Origin of the sequence: Acinetobacter sp. KB005, from assembly GCF_049949095.1 — a bacterium.
In the GTDB taxonomy this organism is placed as follows: Bacteria; Pseudomonadota; Gammaproteobacteria; order Pseudomonadales; family Moraxellaceae; genus Acinetobacter; species Acinetobacter calcoaceticus.
Genome location: NZ_CP188191.1, coordinates 3,510,131 through 3,531,105, shown reverse-complemented (window position 1 = coordinate 3,531,105; position 20,975 = coordinate 3,510,131). Strand labels below are relative to the sequence as shown.

20 protein-coding genes are annotated in these 20,975 nt (G+C 38.8%); 11 read left to right on the top strand and 9 right to left on the bottom strand.

Annotation, left to right across the window (positions count from 1 at the left end; genetic code table 11):
- Window positions 1–122: 122 nt before the first annotated feature.
- From ACPF64_RS16905 to ACPF64_RS16895, 3 genes are read right to left on the bottom strand one after another with little or no spacing between them, the layout of a single operon-like run.
- Entirely contained in the window at window positions 123–374 is a 252-nt protein-coding gene (locus tag ACPF64_RS16905; protein ID WP_426454695.1) for a YfhL family 4Fe-4S dicluster ferredoxin, read from the bottom strand.
- A 2-nt stretch (window positions 375–376) separates the two neighbouring features.
- A complete protein-coding gene (gene yegQ, locus ACPF64_RS16900; RefSeq protein ID WP_426454693.1) occupies window positions 377–1,747 on the bottom strand; it encodes a tRNA 5-hydroxyuridine modification protein YegQ in 1,371 nt (456 codons plus the stop codon).
- 56 nt (window positions 1,748–1,803) lie between these two features.
- Window positions 1,804–3,270 carry a PLP-dependent aminotransferase family protein gene (locus tag ACPF64_RS16895; RefSeq protein ID WP_426456168.1) on the bottom strand — a complete coding sequence of 489 codons (1,467 nt, stop codon included), beginning with the start codon at window positions 3,268–3,270 and terminating at the stop codon, window positions 1,804–1,806.
- 232 nt (window positions 3,271–3,502) lie between these two features.
- Here ACPF64_RS16895 and ACPF64_RS16890 point away from each other — a divergent pair, with 232 nt between their 5' ends.
- Window positions 3,503–4,372 carry a PhzF family phenazine biosynthesis protein gene (locus ACPF64_RS16890; RefSeq protein WP_426454691.1) on the top strand — a complete coding sequence of 290 codons (870 nt, stop codon included), beginning with the start codon at window positions 3,503–3,505 and terminating at the stop codon, window positions 4,370–4,372.
- 53 nt (window positions 4,373–4,425) lie between these two features.
- Here the strand turns inward: ACPF64_RS16890 and ACPF64_RS16885 are convergent, their stop codons facing one another.
- Window positions 4,426–5,205: a ferredoxin--NADP reductase gene (locus ACPF64_RS16885; RefSeq protein WP_080027497.1), complete on the bottom strand. Its 780-nt coding sequence runs from the start codon at window positions 5,203–5,205 to the stop codon at window positions 4,426–4,428.
- Between the two features lie 101 nt (window positions 5,206–5,306).
- Here ACPF64_RS16885 and tsaA point away from each other — a divergent pair, with 101 nt between their 5' ends.
- Complete coding sequence (gene tsaA / locus ACPF64_RS16880) at window positions 5,307–6,038, top strand: tRNA (N6-threonylcarbamoyladenosine(37)-N6)-methyltransferase TrmO (protein ID WP_426454689.1); 732 nt, start codon at window positions 5,307–5,309, stop codon at window positions 6,036–6,038.
- Between the two features lie 8 nt (window positions 6,039–6,046).
- On the opposite strand, the gene ACPF64_RS16875 is transcribed toward tsaA, so the two are convergent.
- Window positions 6,047–7,318, bottom strand: coding sequence for an MgtC/SapB family protein (locus ACPF64_RS16875; protein WP_151743276.1), 1,272 nt, complete (start codon window positions 7,316–7,318; stop codon window positions 6,047–6,049).
- Between the two features lie 288 nt (window positions 7,319–7,606).
- Here ACPF64_RS16875 and ACPF64_RS16870 point away from each other — a divergent pair, with 288 nt between their 5' ends.
- The 4 genes from ACPF64_RS16870 (at window position 7,607) to ACPF64_RS16855 (ending at window position 11,906) form a co-directional block, all read left to right on the top strand.
- Window positions 7,607–9,364, top strand: coding sequence for a GspE/PulE family protein (locus tag ACPF64_RS16870; protein ID WP_426454686.1), 1,758 nt, complete (start codon window positions 7,607–7,609; stop codon window positions 9,362–9,364).
- Window positions 9,365–9,439: 75 nt separating this feature from the next.
- Window positions 9,440–9,799 (top strand): NirD/YgiW/YdeI family stress tolerance protein, encoded by a 360-nt coding sequence (locus ACPF64_RS16865; protein ID WP_426454684.1) that lies wholly within the window; start codon window positions 9,440–9,442, stop codon window positions 9,797–9,799.
- Window positions 9,800–9,906: 107 nt separating this feature from the next.
- The gene (locus ACPF64_RS16860; protein WP_004643474.1) at window positions 9,907–10,569 is read left to right on the top strand and encodes a response regulator transcription factor; all 663 of its coding nucleotides are present in this window, start codon (window positions 9,907–9,909) and stop codon (window positions 10,567–10,569) included.
- Window positions 10,566–11,906: a sensor histidine kinase gene (locus ACPF64_RS16855; RefSeq protein WP_151826463.1), complete on the top strand. Its 1,341-nt coding sequence runs from the start codon at window positions 10,566–10,568 to the stop codon at window positions 11,904–11,906. The genes ACPF64_RS16860 and ACPF64_RS16855 overlap by 4 nt, the downstream gene beginning before the upstream one ends.
- Before the next feature lie 71 nt (window positions 11,907–11,977).
- Here ACPF64_RS16855 and hemP read toward each other — a convergent pair whose 3' ends face one another.
- Window positions 11,978–12,148: a hemin uptake protein HemP gene (gene hemP, locus ACPF64_RS16850; protein ID WP_004643472.1), complete on the bottom strand. Its 171-nt coding sequence runs from the start codon at window positions 12,146–12,148 to the stop codon at window positions 11,978–11,980.
- Window positions 12,149–12,284: 136 nt separating this feature from the next.
- Here hemP and ACPF64_RS16845 point away from each other — a divergent pair, with 136 nt between their 5' ends.
- Window positions 12,285–13,187: an NUDIX domain-containing protein gene (locus ACPF64_RS16845; RefSeq protein WP_426454681.1), complete on the top strand. Its 903-nt coding sequence runs from the start codon at window positions 12,285–12,287 to the stop codon at window positions 13,185–13,187.
- Between the two features lie 25 nt (window positions 13,188–13,212).
- Here the strand turns inward: ACPF64_RS16845 and ACPF64_RS16840 are convergent, their stop codons facing one another.
- Both ACPF64_RS16840 and mrcB read right to left on the bottom strand, forming a co-directional pair.
- Complete coding sequence (locus ACPF64_RS16840) at window positions 13,213–13,764, bottom strand: tetratricopeptide repeat protein (RefSeq protein ID WP_151826465.1); 552 nt, start codon at window positions 13,762–13,764, stop codon at window positions 13,213–13,215.
- A 21-nt stretch (window positions 13,765–13,785) separates the two neighbouring features.
- Window positions 13,786–16,182 (bottom strand): penicillin-binding protein 1B, encoded by a 2,397-nt coding sequence (mrcB, locus tag ACPF64_RS16835; RefSeq protein ID WP_426454679.1) that lies wholly within the window; start codon window positions 16,180–16,182, stop codon window positions 13,786–13,788.
- 185 nt (window positions 16,183–16,367) lie between these two features.
- Between mrcB and ACPF64_RS16830 the strand changes: the two genes are divergently transcribed.
- From ACPF64_RS16830 to ACPF64_RS16820, 3 genes are all read left to right on the top strand, one after another.
- Window positions 16,368–17,276, top strand: coding sequence for an NAD(+) kinase (locus ACPF64_RS16830; protein WP_003650688.1), 909 nt, complete (start codon window positions 16,368–16,370; stop codon window positions 17,274–17,276).
- Complete coding sequence (locus ACPF64_RS16825; protein WP_004643467.1) at window positions 17,273–17,545, top strand: YeaC family protein; 273 nt, start codon at window positions 17,273–17,275, stop codon at window positions 17,543–17,545. Before ACPF64_RS16830 ends, ACPF64_RS16825 begins: the two co-directional genes overlap by 4 nt.
- A gap of 62 nt (window positions 17,546–17,607) precedes the next feature.
- A complete protein-coding gene (locus tag ACPF64_RS16820) occupies window positions 17,608–18,015 on the top strand; it encodes a hypothetical protein (RefSeq protein WP_426454676.1) in 408 nt (135 codons plus the stop codon).
- Between the two features lie 38 nt (window positions 18,016–18,053).
- On the opposite strand, the gene ACPF64_RS16815 is transcribed toward ACPF64_RS16820, so the two are convergent.
- Window positions 18,054–19,049, bottom strand: coding sequence for a glycosyl transferase family protein (locus tag ACPF64_RS16815; RefSeq protein WP_426454674.1), 996 nt, complete (start codon window positions 19,047–19,049; stop codon window positions 18,054–18,056).
- Window positions 19,050–19,554: 505 nt separating this feature from the next.
- Here ACPF64_RS16815 and ACPF64_RS16810 point away from each other — a divergent pair.
- The gene (locus ACPF64_RS16810) at window positions 19,555–20,913 is read left to right on the top strand and encodes a dicarboxylate/amino acid:cation symporter (protein ID WP_133746983.1); all 1,359 of its coding nucleotides are present in this window, start codon (window positions 19,555–19,557) and stop codon (window positions 20,911–20,913) included.
- Window positions 20,914–20,975: the final 62 nt, after the last annotated feature.

Sequence of the window (20,975 nt, the reverse complement as noted above, 5' to 3'; positions counted from 1 at the left end):
TGATTTTATCACTTGCAAAGTGGTCTCAGCTATTTATTCGTTTATTTAATCATTGATCCGTGCAGTCATTTAGAGGATCAGCGACTTTAGCTTGATCCTCTATAAACTTTTTAAAAGATAGATTAGCCGAGCAAATTTAATCCCTTAAATTTCTCTAATAGTTGATCTTGGGTTTCAATATGTGCTGGATCTTGTTTTATACAATCGATTGGACAAACCGCCTTACATGTTGGCGCATCGTAAAAGCCTACACACTCGGTACAACGAAGTGGATCAATTTCATAAACTTTGCTCCCTTCAAAAATAGCGATGTTGGGGCATTCTGGTAAGCACATATCACAATTGATACAGTCATTCGTAATCAAAAGCGCCATTTTCAACTCGCTGAATAAGCTAATGTAGAGGCAGTAATGTTTTCCTTCGCGTGTGGTAAGTTGCGTACGAGTAGTGCATAACTGATATCAACATCTTGTGAAAGCGGAATTTCAACGAAATGGCCTGAACCTTTGGCATCTATAATTGGGTTACCTTTTAAATCGCGCATCTCGGTTAAGCTAAAGGTAATATTGCCTTGCGGTGTCATGAGTTCAAGTGAGTCCCCAACCACAAAACGGTTTTTAACCTCAATGCGAATATAGTCGCCGTGACGTTCTAAAACCTCTCCACAAAATTGTTGATAGTCAAAATGTGATGAGCCATCGGCATAGTTTTGATATTCACTGTGCACATGACGTCTTAAAAAGCCTTCGGTATAACCACGGTTTGCCAAACCTTCAAGCTGAGACATTAAGTTTGGGTCAAATGGTTTTCCTGCTAATGCATCATCAATCGCTTTTCGATAAATTTGAGCAGTACGGGCACAGTAAAAATATGATTTAGTACGGCCTTCAATTTTAAGCGAGGCTATGCCCATTTTTGTTAAACGATCTACATGTTGTACAGCACGTAAATCTTTCGAGTTCATAAAATAGGTACCGTGTTCATCTTCTTCGGCAGCAAACATTTCTTCATCATTACGTTGTACTAATAGGGTTTGAGCCGAGGCTGTTTCTGATTGTGCTGATGAGCAGCAAGACTTTTCTGACTCATTGAGCTGAGTGATTGGAATTACATCGCCGTTTGAATCTTCTTGAGCTTCATGCAGCTTATAGTCCCAACGGCAAGCATTGGTACAAGCACCTTGGTTGGCATCACGTTTGTTCATATATCCTGAAAGTAAGCAGCGACCTGAGTAGGCCATGCATAGTGCGCCATGCACAAAAACTTCAAGTTCAATATCGGGCACATTTTGCTGGATTTCTTCTATCTCTTCTAAAGATAACTCACGTGACAAAATGACTCGGCTTAAACCGTAATCTTTCCAGAATTTAACAGTGGCCCAGTTAATGGCGTTGGCTTGAACCGATAGATGAATTTGTACATCAGGAAAATGTTCACGCACCATCATAATTAAGCCCGGATCAGACATAATGAGTGCGTCTGGTTGCATAGCCACAATCGGTTCAAGGTCACGAATAAAGTTTTTTAATTTGCTGTTATGTGGCTGAATATTCACCACAACATAAAACTTTTTACCTAAAGCATGAGCTTCATCAATTCCGATTTTTAAGTTGTCATGATCAAAAGCATTATTACGCACACGTAAACTGTAACGTGGTTGGCCTGCATATACGGCATCTGCACCATAGGCAAATGCATAGCGCATGTTTTTAAGTGAACCTGCGGGAGAGAGAAGTTCAGTATTCATAAAATAAAAGGCATAAAAAATATATGGTTTTATTTTATTAACTCTGCATTTTTGATTCAACCTACTGAATTAGTAGGAATTTGGCCTATATCTTTTTGTACGGGTAGCATATTTTTTGCCAACTCTCCTAAACGCATCAAAGCATTTAACATTTTGGGATTTAACTCAAAACACGCTGCAATACGTAAACAATGACTAAAACGTTTATCAGCCGAACATAAAATTCCCGGCATACACAAGATTTTTTCATCCATTGCTTGATGAAACAGTTCTAATGTGTCGATAGATTCGGGTAACTCTAACCATAAAATAAACCCTGCTTGTGGGCGACTGACTCGAGTACCAAGTGGGAAATAACGACAAATATAAGATTTGATAGTATCAATTTGTTGTTGATAGCGTTTTTTGAGCTGCCGTAAATGCAGGTCATAACCACCATTTTCCAAGAAAAGTCCTAAGGTTTCAGTGAGCAAAGCAGGCTCGGCTACCGTTGTCGTAAATTTTAGTTGCTGCACAATATTACGGAAGCGTCCAGCTTCTAACCAACCGATTCGATAGTCCGGTGCTACAGTCTTGGTGTAGCTACTACATACCAACACCCATCCATTTTGATCAAATGCCTTAATGTTGGGTAAGAGAGGTTCGGCTAGTTGCAATTCGGCATACATCGCATCTTCAATAACAGGAACTTGAAAATGATTGGCTAGCTCTGCCAAGCGACGGCGGCTGTTTTCAGGCATGCTGAAACCGAGGGGATTATGTCCTGTCGGAATCGTTAATATGGCTTGTACACTTTGAGATTTTAAGAGTTCTTCAAGTGTATCTAGACACATGCCTGTATGTGGCGAAGTGGGAACTTCTACAATTTTTCGGCCTAAATTATGAAGGAGTGGGTACAAATTATGAAAAGTCGGGATCTCAAGGGCGATGGTGTCACCTGCTTGAGTTGTTGCCATAATTGCGAGACTTAAAGCCTCCATGGTGCCATGAGTGAGTACAATATCATCTGCTGAAAGAAACATGCCCAGTTGCAAGCTTCGTCTAGCAATTTGTGTGCGTAGTCGTACTGACCCAGGTGGTAAAGTATAGCTTTTAAAAATATCTGGTTGTGTCCGTAAAACTTGAGCAGTTAAGCGTTTTAGACGTTCAATTGGGTAGAAATTTTCTCCTGAGGGGCAAGCTAGGGCCAAATTAATATAGTTTGGGTCCATTTGCTTTTTAACGATTTGAGCGAGGAAGCAGCTAATGCCAGAAAGGGGAACTTTTTCTTCACTGACATAACGTTCTTCGAGTTCTAGCAAGTTTGAAGGTGCATGACAAACATAGTAACCAGATTGAGGACGAACGGAAATCAAACCTTGATCTTCAAGCTGACGATACGCTTCTTTTACGGTGTTAATGCTGACTTGATAATGGTTTGCACAGTCTCGTATTGAAGGTAGACGCGAACCAATAGGTTGCCTTCCATTATGGATTTGAAGTGTTAAGTCATCACTCACTTTTTTATATTTGTACATATCAATTCATTAAAAAGCCAAAGCAATGGGTACACTTTATAGTGATCTTCTATTTATCTCAAATATTGTGATTACTTTAGCTTGGTCCATTTAATCGAGTTTTACACTTAAGAACTGTGTCTATTATTTTTAATAAAAACTGATACTGTAACCATTAAAGATATCTCAGTAAGATCAAAAGCATGGTGAGGATTTAAAACCATAATTTTTTAATATCAAAATGAGTAGGAGTGGGTCTATGTCCGTTGTAGCATTTAAACAAGTTGATGTTTTTACTTCACAAGCATTTAAAGGAAATCCTGTCGCGGTGATTATAGACGCTAGTACCTTAACATCTGAGCAAATGCAGGCGATTGCCAATTGGACCAATCTCTCTGAAACTACATTTGTACTGCCTGCCACAGATTCGCAAGCCGATTATCAGGTTCGAATTTTTACTCCGCAAAATGAATTACCATTTGCCGGCCATCCTACAATCGGCACAGCCCATGCTTTACTTGAAGCTGGTCTAATTACTGCTAAAGAAGGAAAATTGGTACAGCAATGTGGTGCAGGTTTGGTTGCTCTTACGGTAAGTGAATTGAATCATATTTCTTTTGAACTACCACAACCTAAAATTACGCCATTAGATACTAAACAGACTCAAAAGTTGGCAGAGATTTTAAAATGTCAGATTGACACTCAATGGAATACTGCATTGGTTGATGTTGGGGCGCGTTGGGTTGTATTACAAGCTGTCAATGCCGAAGCTGTTTTAGCGACTCAACCAGACTTCGCTGCTTTAAAACAACATGATTTAGAGATGAAAGTTGGTGGAGCGACGGTTTATGGTTTTTATGAAAATAATGATGAACAAAAACACATAGAAGTCCGCTCATTTGCTCCTTCAATTGGAATAAATGAAGATCCAGTTTGTGGTAGTGGTAATGGTAGCGTAGCGTCTTTTATTCGTTACCATGGTATTTTGCCCGCACAAAATGATCAGGTACTTTCTTCACAAGGTCGCGTTTTAGGACGTGACGGACAGCTTCAACTAAATTTATATCAAGATAAAATTTTAGTGGGTGGAAGCGCTGTTACCTGTATCGATGGCACAATCAAGTTATAAAACAGATATAAAAAAACCGAGGACTTGGCCTCGGTTTTTTTAATTAGAAAAACTTATTTTTCTACGAACGCACGTTCAATTACGTAGTCGCCCATGACACCCATACGAGGTGATTCAACTAAACCGTGTTGGTCAAGTAACGCAGCAACATCTTTCAAGAAAGCAGGGCTACCGCAAAGCATTGCGCGGTCAGTTTCACGGTTAAATCGTGGTAAACCAACTTTTTCGAATAAAGCACCAGTTTCAATTGCAGTGGTAACACGGCCTTGAGTGTGGAAAGGTTCACGAGTTACAGTAGGGTAGTAAACAAGTTTGTCTTTAATGCCTAATTCTTCAAAGAACTCATGGTTTGGTAATTCGTTCAAGATAAGGTCTTGATAAGCTAATTCAGAAATATAACGTGTACCATGAACAACGATTACTTTTTCAAAACGTTCGTAAGTTTCTGGGTCACGAATAATTGATAAGAATGGTGCAAGGCCAGTACCAGAAGATAAAAGGTACAAGTTTTTACCTGGTAAAAGGTCATCATGAACCAATGTACCTGTCGGTTTTTTAGAAATTAAAATTTCATCGCCAACTTGTACTTTTTGCAAAATCGAAGTTAAAGGACCATCTTGTACTTTAATTGAGAAGAATTCTAACTCTTCTTCGTAGTTTGCACTTGCAATCGAATACGCACGCATTAACGGTTTGCCATTCACTTCAAGTCCGATCATTACGAACTGACCATTTTTAAAACGTAAGCTAGTGTCGCGTGTAGTTTTAAAACTGAAAAGGGTGTCATTCCAGTGGTGAACATGAGTAATGCGTTCGACGTTAAAAGCAGCCATTAAAGGTCTCGATCACGATTAAAAGAAAACAGATTGCTATTCTAATCTAAATTCATTCCCGATAAACTGAATATATTTAATTGTGTTTATAAGAAAAAGTGATGATCAATTCTGTCACCTTCCCGATAATCGGCCACATGTGCTCTCCATATCGAGAAAAATTCGGTATTCCACGCCAGCCAAATTTGGTAAATATCGAGTCATATATCGACATGGTAGAACCTTATAATGACTTGTTGGCTTTTGAGGGAATTGAACAATTTAGTCATCTCTGGCTAGTCTGGCAGTTTCATGACAATAAAAATCAGGGCAGTGCAGATAAATTCCGTCCGCAAGTTCGTCCTCCACGCTTAGGTGGCAATGAAAAAATTGGCGTATTTGCTACACGTAGCATGTATCGACCAGCACCGGTGGGCTTGTCCGTAGTGCGTTTAAAGAAAATTGAAAAAGTTGGAAAGTCAGTCCGAGTGTACGTCACTGGTAGCGATTTACTGAATGGAACTCCAATTCTAGATATCAAACCCTATATTCAATATTCTGATGCGATTGCTGATGCACAAAGTGGTTATGCACATGCAGAACCAGAGCGTAAATCAGTCCTTTGGTCTGAACCTGCTCTCACTGCTCAAAAATATTTTTTAAAAAACAAAGAAATGAATGATCAATACCTTGATGAGCTTGAGCAGGTATTGGCTTTAGACCCACGGCCTGCCTATCAAGAAGATCCAGACAGAATCTATAAAATGAAATTTTCAAACTTTGATATTCATTTTAAAGTCGGTCAGATTGAAGTTACTGTAGTGGATATGGTCAAAGCTTCTGCTGCGCAATAAATTCTATTTTAGAACCAATGGATGTTGAGCCAAAGTAAAGTAATGAATATAGCCATATGAATCAGTTGGGCGGGAACGAAAGCAAGTGCATAGGGCAGCCCGCCCGAAATTGCAGAGTTTATACTTTTGGCAATGGCATGCACTGCAAAGCCCCCCATAAAAGCAATTAATAAAGGGGACATATGAGCACTATCAGGTTCACCTTGTACAATTACTGCGATAATAGCCGCATGTATTTCAAATAAAGATGCGAGTAGGGTTCCCGCAATTAATCCGGCATCCCCTAAATATAAATTTAAGCCATAGACTCCCGACTGAATGATAGCGAGTGTTGACGCAATAATAATGGCTTCTTTAAGACTAAACATTCTTGAATCTAATTCTGGAGTCGAAGTGCTAGGTTCGGCTTTTCGTAATAAAATGAAGGCCCAGACAGCTAAAACAACTAATGCAATAAGTGTAGGAAATATAATTAGCTTAAACCAAGCAAAGCTAATACCGATCACAATAATTAAAGTTTGAATAAGCGTTGAAACGCAAGACATCAGAGCTGCCCCCGCGTTTGTTGTTGCATTTGCTCGACCAGAGCGTACTTCTAAACCTAAAGTGGCAATGGCCACTGTACTGGAAACAAAGCCTGAAGCCAAAGACGAAAGTAATAGCGCATTTTTAGAAGATAATAATCGTTTAGCAATATGAGCTAGTGCCTGTACAAATAAAATTAAAGTGAGCAATTTTAAAATAACATGAGGATTTAAAACTGGTCCCCAAAACGGCTTATTCGGGACTAAAGGTAAAGCAATTAAAAGTAGGGCGAGTAGAAAAATTCCATCGCGCAATTCTGCCTCGGTAATCCATTGGCTAGCAATACCATGCATAGACTGCTTAGCTATTAAGATAGCGGTCATGATGACTGCTAAACTTGCTGCTAATGAAATATTCCAAATACAGAGTGCTCCGATGAAATAAGTCATGATAAATGCAAGTTCGGTAGTAACGCCCGGATCATTTGGCTGGTTTTTGAGGGAAACGATGCTGATTGCACCGATGATTAAAGCTCCAACAATCCCAATTGAAATGCCGAATAAAAAACAGATCGCGCCTAATAAAGCACTAATTGCAAAAGATCTGAAACCAGCGAAAGTTTTATATTCGTGTTTGAGTTTACTGCGCTCTCGTTCTAAACCAATTAATAAGCCACAGCCAAGGGCAGCAGCAATTATAGTAATGAATTCCTCAAAGGATGCAGTTTGTAATGACATTGTCATTGGAAGTTCCATGTTACTTCCTCTTATGCTTATCGTTATATGTGGATTTTAATCATTTTAAAATCATGTGTTCGTTTCCAGTTTATGCTTTTTATTATAGTCAGCATAGTATCTTTTTTAGGCATAGCAACATACAGAATATTTTTATAAACATGACCTATGACGCAAAAAAATATCAAGTTGAGAATTGGTTTAATTATTTGAAGTTGAAGGATATTTAAATAATGGATTTAAAGATTTTGGGGTGAGCTAAATCTAAAACATCTCTGCTATATTATGAAAATATATTGGGGATAACGCATGAATGCACATGTAGAAATAGATACCTATTGGTGTCTAGAACAACTATTACAAGAAGGCCGTATCACAGAACGAGATAAATTACTGGTACAGTCAAGCCACCGCCAAAAAGATCAGTTGAAGTGGCATCCTTTACAGTGGATTGCACATTTTAATTTAAAAGATCAGCAGCACACACAGGCCCATTTAAGTTTAAACCGTTTGTGTTTATGGTTTGCAGATCGGGTTCAGCTACCTTTATTTGTCATTGATCCTTTAAAGGCAGATGTGAGTGCTTTAACTCAGGTAATGTCGCAAGAATTTGCTATTCGTAATCATATTTTAGCTGTTGAAATCCATGCCGATCGAATTGTGATTGGAACAGACCAGCCATTTCAAACAGATTGGCTCAATAATCTTGAACGAAGTCTAGCTCCTAAAAAAATTGAGCGGGTATTACTTAATCCCGAACAGTTGCAACGTTATTTACGAGAATATTATCAGGTCAGTCGAGCGGTAAACTCAGCTCAAAAAGATGCATCTCATGATCGTGATAATAAAAATGTTGAGGCTCTTTTACAACTTGGGGATAGTCAAAACCCAGATGCCAATGATCAGCATATTGTGAAATTAGTCGACTGGATTTTACAGTTTGCGTTTGAGCAGAGTGCCAGTGACATTCATATGGAACCGCGTAAGGACAATGGCAAAGTCAGGTTCCGTATCGATGGTGTTTTGCACACCATTTACAACATGCCTTCAAATACGCTAACCGCAGTGATTGCTCGTATTAAAATTTTAGGACGTTTAAATGTCGCCGAAAAGCGCAAACCGCAAGATGGTCGATTAAAAACTCGGACGCCAAAGGGGCAAGAAACAGAGCTACGTTTATCAACCTTGCCAACAGCCTTTGGTGAAAAACTGGTTATGCGTATTTTCGATCCCGATGTGCTGGTACGTTCTTTTCATCAACTGGGTTTTGAAGAGAGTTTATTACAACAGTGGCAACAGCTAACAAAAAATAGCCATGGCATTATTTTAGTCACTGGTCCTACAGGTTCAGGTAAAACGACCACGCTATATTCTTCGTTAAAGCAGCTCGCAACTGATCAGGTCAATGTCTGTACCATTGAAGATCCAATTGAAATGTTAGAGCCTAGTTTTAACCAGATGCAGGTCAACAATGCAATTGAATTAGGCTTTGCAGATGGTGTTCGTGCGCTCATGCGTCAAGACCCCGATATTATTATGATTGGGGAAATTCGTGATCAAGATACAGCGAATATGGCCATTCAGGCTGCATTAACAGGTCATTTGGTATTATCAACTTTACATACCAATGATGCGCCGTCTAGTTTAACTCGCTTGCATGATTTAGGCGTGCAGCCATTTTTAACAGCAGCCACAATTTTGGGTGTTCTCGCACAGCGTTTAGTACGACAGCTTTGTCCGCACTGCAAACAGCAAACTCATATTAATGAGGACGAGTGGCAACACCTCACATTCGATTACATTATGGACATGCCAGAAAAAGTTTATCAGGCAGTAGGTTGTGAACAATGTCGTCATACAGGCTATAAAGGGCGAGTCGGTATTTATGAATTTATGCCAGTCAGTCTTGAGCTTAAGCATCTGATTAGTAGCCATATGACCTTAAATGATTTAAGGACACAAACTAAAAAAGAAGGTATAGAACCCTTGAGAATTGCGGGTGCACGCAAAGTCATTGATGGTCTTACGACATTAGAAGAGGTATTACGGGTTGTGCCATTAAATTAACTTTTTCTTAAGATTCACCTCATTTATGCATGATGTACTTATGTTATTCCAAGATGTGATTAAAAAGGTAATCTTATGAAAATGCTTAAAGCAATGATAATAACTACAGGTCTAACAGCTGCTAGTGTCGCTATGGCGAATACACCTGTGAATCAGGCAGCAATTGCTCCAGTAGCTGTAACAACTGTTAAGCATGCATTAACGGCTAAAGATAATACACCGGTCAAAGTACATGGTCAGGTTGTAAAATCTTTAGGCGATGAAAAATACCAATTTCGTGACAAGACAGGTAGCATTACGGTTGATGTAGATGATGAACTTTGGCAAGGTCGTCCTATTTCACCAAATACAAATGTAACCTTAATTGGTGAAGTAGATATCGACTATAAGCCTTTAAAACGTGTAGAAATTGATGTGGATCAAGTTCAGTTCTAATGAATTGATCTCTAGATATACTACTTTTAGCCGCATTTAAATGATGCGGCTTTGCTTTTTTTATAAAGACTTGGCAAGATCAAATTAGGATATAACAGGAAAAATAGATGAGAATTTTGCTTGCAGAAGATGATCGCTCTCAAGCTGAAAGTATTCAATCGTGGTTAGAGTTAGACGGTTATCAGGTAGATTGGGTTGAAAGAGGTGATTATGCGCTTACAGCAATTGAACAGCATGATTATGACTGTATTTTGCTTGATCGGGGGTTACCTCAACTGGCTGGTGAAAAAGTTTTAACAACGATCCGCCATAAACAAAAAAATGTTCCTGTTATTTTCATTACAGCACGTGACAGTATTCATGACCGAGTAGAAGGACTAGATTTAGGTGCAAATGATTATTTGGTTAAGCCTTTTAGCTTAGAAGAGCTATCTGCTCGAATCCGCGCTCAATTACGCAAGCAAACGTTGAGTCAGCAATCGGTTTTAACATGGGGCGATCTGCAACTCGATACACAAGCAAAAGTTGTATCATGTGCTGGCAAGTCTATTGATTTAACAGCTAAAGAGTTCCAAATTTTACGTAAGCTTATGGTTCATCCTGAGCATATTATTACCCGTGATCAATTAGAAGAAGCGCTCTATGCATGGGGTGAAGAAATTGAAAGTAACGCGATAGAAGTATTTATTTATCAGCTCCGAAAAAAAATCGGAAGTAGCAGCATTAAAACCATACGGGGGTTAGGCTACCGTATGGGAGATTTAAAATGAAATCTAATCGCTCATCCTTGCAGTCGCAACTGGTTAAAACCACGATGTGGAGTAGTGTCGTGGTGGGCTTGCTGGCTTTAAGCTTACTCACCATATTTTCTGTTTATCACAACATGTCAGTGCAAGACGAAATCATGGATGAAATTTCAGATACTTTGCTGGTTTCTGATCTTTCTCAACACTCTATGAAACAGTTTGATGAGCTCAGTGACGAATTTGATATTCAGTATGAATTATTAAGTTCTGGGCAATTACTTACTCACTCTCATAGCTATCAGCACGAGCTTTTTGAACAAGGTAATTTATCAGAAGGTTTTTCATATTTTTGGTTTGATGGTCAATTATGGCGTAGTCTGGCTGCACAACAAGAAGACTCTCAACTACAGGTTGAAGTCTTTCAGCCAATCAGTACACGTATCGAAGAAGTACTTAAAGCACTTGCTGGGTATAGCGGCCTTATGGTGTTGTTCTGGCTATTGCAATGGGTCATTGTAAGTTGGCGTACCGAGCAACAATTGGCTGCGTTAAATTTACTCTCTAAACGTATTGCCCAAAAAACAGCATCAAATTTAGAACCTATTCAAGACCCAGATGTCATTACAGAAATTCAACCTGTGATTGATGCGCTAAACCAATTACTTGCAAGGTTGCAAAGGGCTCTCGTTGCTGAACAGCGTTTTACCGCAGATGCTTCACATGAGTTACGATCTCCATTATCTGCTATACAAATGCGTCTTCAGGTTTTACAGCGTAAATATCAACATGTTCCAGAGCTTCATCAGGACTTTGAGCGCATACAAGAAGACGTTTCAAGAAGTACAAAAATACTTGAAAACCTTCTCCTTCTGGCTCGCTTAGAACCCAATGAAGCAGAGCAGCCACAACTTCCCAAGACGATTATCGATTTAAATTATTTATTGGCTAGAGTCATTGAAACTGTAACTTTAGATGCGCAAGCTAAACAAATGTTGATAGAAACAAATACCTTGTCGACAGAAACTAAAACCCTTGCGAATGAAGAATTACTATTTATTGCTTTTAGAAATTTATTCGATAATGCCATTCGTTATAGCCCGACTTTAGGCTCTATTCATGTTGAGATTGGTCAGGATGAACAGCAAATTAAGGTCGCTATAGAAGATACAGGAAATGGTGTAGATGATGAGGTATTGCAACGTTTAGGACAGCGTTTTTTTCGAGTATTAGGTACTCAGCAGCAAGGTTCAGGGTTGGGAATTTCGATTACACGAAAAATTATTGAATTGCATAATGGTGAATTACATTTTATGCATGCTGAACAGGGTGGTTTGAGGGTGGAGGTTAATCTACCTTTATAAAAAATAGCATGGTTACCCATGCTATCCATTTTTTGTTTTCCCACGAATATTATTGAAACGCGAGTGTATTTTTATTTAGTTAAAATCAGACGATTATTGCGAGTGAGGCGTAAACGATATTCCTCGCCAGCATGCATAATGCGGATTTCACGGCCTAATGCAAAGAGGTTGTTAGAATGTAACATTGGTAAGGCATGAGCTGTTTCATTGTTACGAGTAAATAAGCTAAAAGGTGCGTTCATTTGTTGTGCTCCGTGGTATGTTCTTGAACGATTTAAATGATAATCATTATCGAATAGATCTGTCAATGAGATTTTTAAAATTTTATAAAATGATAAAATTTGCTTACACTTGAGAAAAGTTTTAGAGAGTAAAAAGATGCCCAAACCAATAGTCGATGTCGCTATAGCAATCTTGATCCATCGTGGAAAAATATTAGTAGGATGGCGCGAAGAGCAGCAGCATCAAGGTGGAAAGCATGAGTTTCCTGGAGGAAAGGTTGAGCAGGATGAAACACCAGAAGAAGCCTGCCGCCGTGAAATCTATGAAGAAGTGGGTATTGGTTTAAAAGATTGGCATCAATTTGATTATATTCACCATGAATATGATGACATTATTGTCAATTTACATTTATTCCATAGTTATGTGCCTGATGAACTATTAAATCTTATTCATCAGCCATGGGCATGGTACACAAGGGAACAATTACTTCACTTAAACTTTCCAAAAGCCAATAAAGACATCATAAAAAGATTGTATTGGCCTCATCTCATCAAAATCAGCAATATGCTTACACTTGTAGAAGGCAGTGATACTTTATTGTATTGGCGTATAGAAGAAGCTGATGCTGATCAGAGGTATTTAGAACAATTAAGTGCTTTAGATGAAAATCAGTTATCAAACTTAATTATTAATACAGATATTTGGCAGCAGTTGAGTCCTGAGTTAAAGAAACAGATTAAGACCGTTCATTTAAAACAATCTCAGCTCATGAACTTGCATAAGGGCGATTTAACAGTAGGCTTACGTTTTATTGCTGCTTGCCACGATGCAGTTTCTTTACAGCATGCTCAGCAAATTGGCTGTGATGCTGTTTTTATTAGTCCTGTAAAACCGACAACCACCCATCCAGAAGCCTTAGCATTAGGTTGGGAACGTTTTGCTGATCTAGCCCAAAAAAGCCAGATTCCGGTTTTTGCATTGGGAGGAGTGCATCCTGATGATTTAGCTACTGCACAAAAGCATGGTGCATATGGCTTAGCAGGTATTCGTAATTTCTAATAAGAAAATAGAAAAGCATTAAAAGCTAGAGGGCTTTTAATGCTTGTTGCGCTTCTTGAACAGTTTTTTGATTATTGCGTTGTTGTCCAGCTTTTAAGATGGTCAACCAAAGCTGCTTTTTCATGGCCTGACTTTGGGCAAAACTTAAACCACGTCGCGCTAGAGATTCGGCATTAGAATATTGCTGCTTATGATTTGCCGTAAGGGCAAGAAATAGATATGTTTCTGCGGCTTGAGGAGCTAAACGCTGTGCTTGAAGCGCATAGCGTTCAGCTTCTGACCATTGCTGGTTTTTGTAAGCCTGTTGGGTTTTTTGCATTAAGACTTTAAATGCAGGTAATTGACTTCCATCATCACTAAAATGTTGAGGCTTTTTTTGCTGCGGAACAATAACCTGTAAATTTTTGCGTTGAATTTCCGGATGTTCATAAGGTGTAATTTTTACACCCGATGGAGTTTCCGTATTCTTCTTCACTGGTGGGGCCGGTGTTTTTTCTTTGGAGTCGGAATGATCAGGCAAAGTTGTACAGCCGACCATAAGTACAGCACCAATATAAAAAACACCTTTCTTCAACATATCCTACTTTCCTGTTAACGCTTAGTTGTTATAACTACCACTTGAAATCACACGTGAGTTATTTGACAGATCTTGTTGCATCTGGCTTTCACTTTCACGAATATAACTGTCGGTATTATCATCCTGAGAGTCTGGAGTTGTGTTATCACTTTGTGGCGTATATGTTGGATCAACTTGATAATACGGTGCTGCACATGGCGTAGCACGATGTGGAACCGTATGCGTTAGCATCGGAATATACATAGCACCATCACAAGCCTGAGCAGATAAATCACCCGTTGCACGGTCAATCCACTGCCACTGTACAGTGTCTGGTTGACGTATATTCACAGGAGTTTGGCGTAACTGTTTCATCACGTTAGTCCATACTGGCAATGCACCAGATGAACCTGTTAGGCCAGTCACTTTGTTGTCATCTAAACCTAACCAAACTACAGCAACGTGATTACCTGAGTAACCCGCAAACCATGAGTCACGTGTATCGTTAGTCGTACCTGATTTACCAGCCAATTTTAAAGCTGGAGATAAGCTGCTATAGGCTGAACGACCAGTACCCGAAGACATGACCTGTTGTAAACCATAATTCATGATATAGCCAACAGCCGGATCAATCGTTTGTTGAACATTCAGGCCATAACGGTCAAGCAGACGACCATTGGCATCTACGACAGATCGAATCGCACGAGTTGGATATTTAAAACCGCCTGTAGCGAAGTTTTCATAAATTCCAAGTACTTCCATTGGTGACATATTGACTGCCCCAAGGAAAATAGAAGGGTAGGCAGGAATCGTTGACTCAACACCAAACTTTCTTAAATTATTGCTAAATGTAGATAGACCAAATTCTTGACCCAAGCGTACAGCAGATAGGTTGTATGAGTTTGCTAATGCCTCACTCAGACTGACTACACCATGTCCACCACCGCTATAGTTTTTAGGTGTCCAGCTCTTACCACCATCTACAGGAACACTGATCTGCGCATCTTCAATTTGGCTTGCCCAGTTATAACGTCCAGATTCAATAGCACTTAAATAAATCACAGGTTTCAATAAAGAACCGACTTGACGTTTCGCATCTAAAGCACGGTTAAAACCAGTAAAGTCTTGTGTAGAACCAACCGCTGCAACTAACTCACCATTTTCAGGATGTGCGATCAGTACAGCACCTTGTAGATTTTTCAAACGTGCTGGGTTGCTGTTGGCTAAGCGATCTACTGAAGCTTTAAACGCATTTTGAACTTGAGTTTGAGTAATTGGATCTAAGGTCGTAAAAATACGTAATCCCTGATTGGTTAAATCACTTTCTTGATACTCTGTACGTAATTGACGACGTACAATATCTAAAAAGTCTGGGAATTTTGCAGGGCCTAAACTTGGTTTACTTAACACATTTAAAGGACGTGCAATTTCATCTTCATATTCGGCTTGAGTTAAATAACCCATCACACGCATGTTATTTAACACTGTATCGCGGCGTTTTTTTGCCCCTTCAGGATTTTTCCAAGGGTTATATAAAGAAGGGCCTTGCACTAAACCGACTAAATAAGCTTGTTGTGCAACACTTAGCTCACGTAATGGCAAACCGAAATAAAATTGTGAAGCCAAACCATAACCATTAATTGAATAGCTACCATTTTGGCCCAGATTCACTTCATTTAAATACGCTTCTAAAATTTCATCTTTGCTGTAATGCAGTTCGATGAGTAAAGCCATTAATGCTTCATTGACTTTACGTTTTAGTGTGCGTTCAGGGGTGAGATAGAAGTTTTTAACTAATTGTTGGGTCAGGGTTGAGCCACCTTGACGTTTTCCACCAGTGACATTACTCACTAGTGCACGAGCCGTACCGCGAATTGAAATACCATGATGATGATAAAAATTACGGTCTTCTGTAGAAATTAAAGCTTCAATGAGTGGTTTAGGAACATTATTCAGTTTAATGAGTACACGGTCTTCATTGTGTTGAGGATAAATTCCTCCAATGAGTAGCGGTTCTAAGCGTGCAACGCCGGTTGAAGAAGGTTTAGTACTTCTAACTTCAACAACTTGATCATTTGCAAAACTTAACTCTAAGACTTGTTCAGGTTCAACACTATCACCGTAGTCAAAACCACGTGTGTGGATATACATATTGCTGCCTTGAGCAACATAGCTTCCAGACTTGTCATAATTACTTGAAGTTTTGTAACCCAATAACTTTAATTCTTGAGTGAAATTTGCTTGAGAAATAGGCGCGTTGTTATAAATTTCCAAAGGTCGTGCAAACACTTTGGCAGGAATATCCCACCGCTGTCCTTCAAATTTTTCACGGATAATATTATCTAAACGAATCAGATAGATACTAAGAGCAATAAAAGCACCAATGACCAAAATGGAAAAGATTAGTGCAAAGAAACCGATACCACGTTCAAACTTCATAAAAATGAGATAAAACCCTAACAATGCCTGTAATGATGCGATAGCTTGTCATCAATTTGCAATGATAAAACTGTGAATAATTGGAAAAGTTAGATTGAATTTTACAGCATCTTGTAGTTATGTTTTTTTAAATTAATCGGGTTAATGTTATTATAGCCGAGTATCGCAGCGGAGCTTACTCATTCGTGCAAATTTCACATAAGTCCTTCAGAAACGTCGGGTTAATCGGTCGACCAGATAAATCATCAGTTGTAGAAACACTATGTTTAATTCATGATCATTTGTTGAACTTAGGTTTGAACCCCATTTTTGATCAGGAAACAGCCGAATTAGTGCCTTATGATCATGCACAGATAGTAAGCCGTCATCTATTAGGTGAAGTTGCTGATTTAGTTATTGTGGTTGGAGGCGATGGTTCTCTACTCCATGCAGCGAGAGCATTGGTCCGTTATAATACCCCTGTTATTGGCATTAACCGTGGGCGATTAGGTTTTTTAACTGATATCAAACCTTCAGAAGCCATTTTTAAACTTGACCAAGTGCTTCAAGGGCATTTCCAGCTTGATCGCCGTTTCTTACTTGAAATGGAAGTACGAACAAATGGCGAAGTTATTTATGATGCAATCGCTTTAAATGATGTTGTTTTGCATTCGGGTAAGTCCGTCCATATGATTGACTTTGAACTCAACATTGATGGTCAATATGTCTATCGCCAGCATAGCGATGGTTTAATTGTTTCTACTCCAACAGGATCAACGGCTTATGCGTTGTCAGGTGGTGGACCAATTTTACATCCAAGTATGGATGCGATTGCATTAGTTCCAATGCATCCCCATACATTGTCATCACGTCCCATCGTAGTCGGCGGGCAAAGCGAAATTAAAATTGTTATTCGCGAAAATCGAGTTTTGCCGATGGTGAGTGCTGATGGACAACATAGTATATCGCTGAATGTCGGAGATAGTTTACACATTCGTAAACATCCATTTAAACTAAGTTTATTGCATCCACCAGGTTATGATTTCTATATGGCCTGCCGTACCAAACTTGGTTGGAACCAAGATTTTGAATCTTTTCAAAGAGATGAATCATGAATATTGAACAAATGCTATCTGTTTTAAACCCTGAAATTGTAGAGCGTTTAAAAACAGCAGTAGAAATTGGTAAATGGCCAAATGGCGTTGTTTTAACAAAAGAGCAGCGTGAGACTTGTATGCAAGCTGTCATTGCTTGGGAGTTGAAAAACTTACCAGAAGAACAGCGTAGCGGCTATATTGACCGTGGTACGAAAGAAGAAGGTGAAGAGTGTGATGATGATCATCACAAGCATGAGCCAGAATTTAAACCAATTCGTTTTGTTTAATTTAAGAAGCTCAGTGATTACTGGGCTTTTTTTATGTTTATCAAAATATAATAAAGAATCCTATGAAACGTTTAAAACCTATTTACGTACTATTATTTCTAATATTGTTTAGTGGTGCTGCATCAGCCAAACAGCCGATTGAATGTTTACTCAACGTGAAGGTTGTTGCGAGTCGGAAATACACTTCACCTCAGGCTAAATATACAAGTATAAAGAACGACGGTTATCCCATGTTATTGATTGGGATTCAGGTGCTGGAGTCGCAAACAATACGAAGCTCCCAAAAGATCAAAGCGCATCATTTATATTGTAAGACACTTATTGGTCAACAACGAGATGCTTATCTTTCGGGTTCCTACGATTCTAATAAGATTACAATCAAAATAGGTGATCACTTGAAACTAAGAAATATTCATTCTTCAGGTCAGGAATATCCATTTTGGCCAGATTTTTATTATATTGAATCTTAAAACCAAGGCTATCCGATATAACCTTGGTCATTCATATATTAGAAACGACTATTCCATAACGCTTTTGCTTTCAGCATTGCCTCTTCAAAACTAGGAACAACTCCCATGGTATATAGTGCAATTCCGATGGTTTCTGTTACTGCCATTTCACCGTATTCATGGTGCTGCTGACCTAACCATACTGCTTTAAAAGTTGCTAAATCTAATTCTTCTTCAGTTGGACTACGTTCAGGTGTGAGCTTTGGTAACTCATGTTCATAGAGTTCACCATTTTTAATACCGCAAATAAGTGTTTTTGCATCTGGATTTCGCTCAAATTCACCGCCTTCACCCTTAATGACTGCACTATTTTGATAGCCTAAGCGCAGTGCACTATGTTGATGGGAAGTTCTATAAGCTGGATGGAATATGGCTTGTAAGGTGGCTTTCGCATTAAAAGGATTTATTAAGCGGGCTAAAGTATGAATAGGTGAGCGTAATCCCATCACATTTCTTAAAGAAATCAGTTCACTTAAAACAGGTGAAATCACGTCTAAAGGTAAGTAAGCGAAATTTTGCTCTGCTAACTGAGTACGCACTTCTTGTTCTGAATGACAAATTGGATAACCAAGATATTCTAAAACCTGCTCGGTATAGACGCGGTTAAGGGTATGGCCTGATGCACCGTGCATAACAATTTTATAACCGTGTTGAGCAAGGGTGAGGACTGCTAACAAGAACCACGGATAATGTTTACGTTTACCTGCATAAGATGACCAGTCTAAATCAACTTCTAAAGGTTGGAAATTAAGCTGGTCTCTAGTCGCTTGAACAAATCCTGCGAGTTCATCAATAGATTCTTCTTTAACCCGAAGCAGCATTAAAAAAGCGCCTAACTGCACATCAAGCACTTCACCTTTTAAAATCATGGTAAATGCTTGATAAGCTTCTTCATAGCTTAAAGAGCGTGAACCACTTTTTCCTTTACCTAAAATACGGACATATTGAGCAAAGGGATGTTCAGCATCTTTATAGATATTACGTTTAGTATTCATCGTAGTTCAAAAACAATAAAAATGATGGGATGCAGGCAGCTCAAAATGAAATGTCCACAAGTATTTAATCAATATGACATAAAAAACTGTCGAAAAAATATCAAAAGTGTTTCTTATACTAAAGTCTTAGGGCCACATGAGTGTTTTTTGCGCGTATTAGCCAAAAATTTAATCGAATCATTATTTAATTCGAGTACACTTTCTCGTGCTTTTTTGAGCACTCATATCATAATTTTCTGTGATTCTCCTATATCTTCAGCTTTTTATTGAAAAAGTAAGAGGTTATTTCTAACTACTCAAAGTAGTTAGGAACTTCAGGTATTCTCCTGTTTTAGAAAACAACTTTTTTTGTTTTCATTGAGGTAGTAGGAAGGTTTTTTGTTTACAAAGAACCGTTTCCCTTTTGCGGTGTTCATGTGAAAGGTTAGGGCTGTGTATTCGTAAAGAATAGACGTTTCATTTTGGTATTTCCAACGGACTTGGAAATATAGATTGAAGTAAAGTTATGGCTAAAAAACCGATTTATAAATCACTTTATTTTCAAGTGATTATTGCGATTATTGCGGGTATCTTGGTAGGGCATTTTTCCCCAAGCTCAACGCAAATTGTCAATGGTGTCGAACAGCATATTCCAGGTTTAGGTGAAAAACTCAAGCCATTAGGTGATGCCTTTATTCGTTTGATCAAGATGATCATCGCTCCAGTTATTTTCTGTACCGTGGTGAGCGGTATTGCTGGCATGGAAAGCATGAAGTCAGTCGGAAAAACTGGCGGCGTTGCCTTGTTATACTTTGAAATTGTTTCAACAATTGCACTTCTAATTGGCCTTGTTGTAATTAACATCGCTAAACCGGGTGTAGGGATGAATGTTGACCCTACCACTCTTGATACTTCGGGCATTCAAAAATACGTCAGTTCTGGTGAGTCACAATCTACCATTGATTTCTTAATGCATATCATCCCTGATACGGTGGTTGGTGCATTTGCAAATGGTGAAATCTTACAAGTCCTTCTTTTTGCAATTCTCTTTGGTTTTGCTTTACATAAATTAGGTGATGCAGGACGTCCAGTTTTAAAATTTATTGATCAAGTTGCACATGTGTTCTTTAACATTGTGAACATGGTCATGAAACTCGCTCCGATTGGCGCATTTGGTGCGATGGCATTCACTATCGGTAAATATGGTGTTGGTTCACTCGTACAATTAGGGCAACTCATCATTTGCTTCTATATTACGTGTTTACTCTTTATCTTCTTGATCTTGGGTACAATCAGCCGTATTAGTGGATTTAGTATCCTCAAGATGATTCGCATGATTCGTGAAGAGTTATTAATTGTACTTGGTACATCTTCTTCTGAATCTGTTTTGCCGCGTATGTTGCGTAAACTCGAAATTGCAGGTTGTGAAAAATCTGTAGTCGGTTTAGTTATTCCAACAGGTTATTCATTTAACCTTGATGGAACATCAATCTATTTGACCATGGCTGCAATCTTTATTGCCCAAGCAACGAATACTCAGCTTGATATTCAACATCAGATCACTTTGTTATTGGTACTCTTAATCTCATCTAAGGGGGCGGCGGGTGTAACTGGCTCTGGCTTTATTGTTATGGCAGCAACTTTGTCTGCTGTAGGACATATTCCTGTTGCAGGCTTGGCATTAATCTTAGGTATTGACCGTTTCATGTCAGAAGCACGTGCTTTAACCAACCTTGTCGGTAACTCTTTAGCAACGATTGTGGTTGCTAAATGGGTGGGGGCTTTAGATAAAGATAAGCTGAATGAAGCGTTAAATAATCCGGATGAAGTCGACAGAAAAATGATGGAACAAAAAACTCCTCAAGTCGCTGAAGGTCTAGATTAATTCGAATAAACCTATATAAAAAAGGAAGCTGTGGCTTCCTTTTTTATTGGCTGACTGAAAAG

What these genes read in the sequence shown, in the direction of transcription:
- ACPF64_RS16905 (WP_426454695.1), bottom strand. Translation starts at nt 374, where the DNA reads ATGGCGCTTTTGATTACGAATGACTGTATCAATTGTGATATGTGCTTA.
- yegQ (WP_426454693.1), bottom strand. Translation starts at nt 1,747, where the DNA reads ATGAATACTGAACTTCTCTCTCCCGCAGGTTCACTTAAAAACATGCGC.
- ACPF64_RS16890 (WP_426454691.1), top strand. Translation starts at nt 3,503, where the DNA reads ATGTCCGTTGTAGCATTTAAACAAGTTGATGTTTTTACTTCACAAGCA.
- ACPF64_RS16885 (WP_080027497.1), bottom strand. Translation starts at nt 5,205, where the DNA reads ATGGCTGCTTTTAACGTCGAACGCATTACTCATGTTCACCACTGGAAT.
- tsaA (WP_426454689.1), top strand. Translation starts at nt 5,307, where the DNA reads ATGATCAATTCTGTCACCTTCCCGATAATCGGCCACATGTGCTCTCCA.
- ACPF64_RS16875 (WP_151743276.1), bottom strand. Translation starts at nt 7,318, where the DNA reads ATGGAACTTCCAATGACAATGTCATTACAAACTGCATCCTTTGAGGAA.
- ACPF64_RS16870 (WP_426454686.1), top strand. Translation starts at nt 7,607, where the DNA reads ATGAATGCACATGTAGAAATAGATACCTATTGGTGTCTAGAACAACTA.
- ACPF64_RS16865 (WP_426454684.1), top strand. Translation starts at nt 9,440, where the DNA reads ATGAAAATGCTTAAAGCAATGATAATAACTACAGGTCTAACAGCTGCT.
- ACPF64_RS16860 (WP_004643474.1), top strand. Translation starts at nt 9,907, where the DNA reads ATGAGAATTTTGCTTGCAGAAGATGATCGCTCTCAAGCTGAAAGTATT.
- ACPF64_RS16855 (WP_151826463.1), top strand. Translation starts at nt 10,566, where the DNA reads ATGAAATCTAATCGCTCATCCTTGCAGTCGCAACTGGTTAAAACCACG.
- hemP (WP_004643472.1), bottom strand. Translation starts at nt 12,148, where the DNA reads ATGAACGCACCTTTTAGCTTATTTACTCGTAACAATGAAACAGCTCAT.
- ACPF64_RS16845 (WP_426454681.1), top strand. Translation starts at nt 12,285, where the DNA reads ATGCCCAAACCAATAGTCGATGTCGCTATAGCAATCTTGATCCATCGT.
- ACPF64_RS16840 (WP_151826465.1), bottom strand. Translation starts at nt 13,764, where the DNA reads ATGTTGAAGAAAGGTGTTTTTTATATTGGTGCTGTACTTATGGTCGGC.
- mrcB (WP_426454679.1), bottom strand. Translation starts at nt 16,182, where the DNA reads ATGAAGTTTGAACGTGGTATCGGTTTCTTTGCACTAATCTTTTCCATT.
- ACPF64_RS16825 (WP_004643467.1), top strand. Translation starts at nt 17,273, where the DNA reads ATGAATATTGAACAAATGCTATCTGTTTTAAACCCTGAAATTGTAGAG.
- ACPF64_RS16820 (WP_426454676.1), top strand. Translation starts at nt 17,608, where the DNA reads ATGAAACGTTTAAAACCTATTTACGTACTATTATTTCTAATATTGTTT.
- ACPF64_RS16815 (WP_426454674.1), bottom strand. Translation starts at nt 19,049, where the DNA reads ATGAATACTAAACGTAATATCTATAAAGATGCTGAACATCCCTTTGCT.
- ACPF64_RS16810 (WP_133746983.1), top strand. Translation starts at nt 19,555, where the DNA reads ATGGCTAAAAAACCGATTTATAAATCACTTTATTTTCAAGTGATTATT.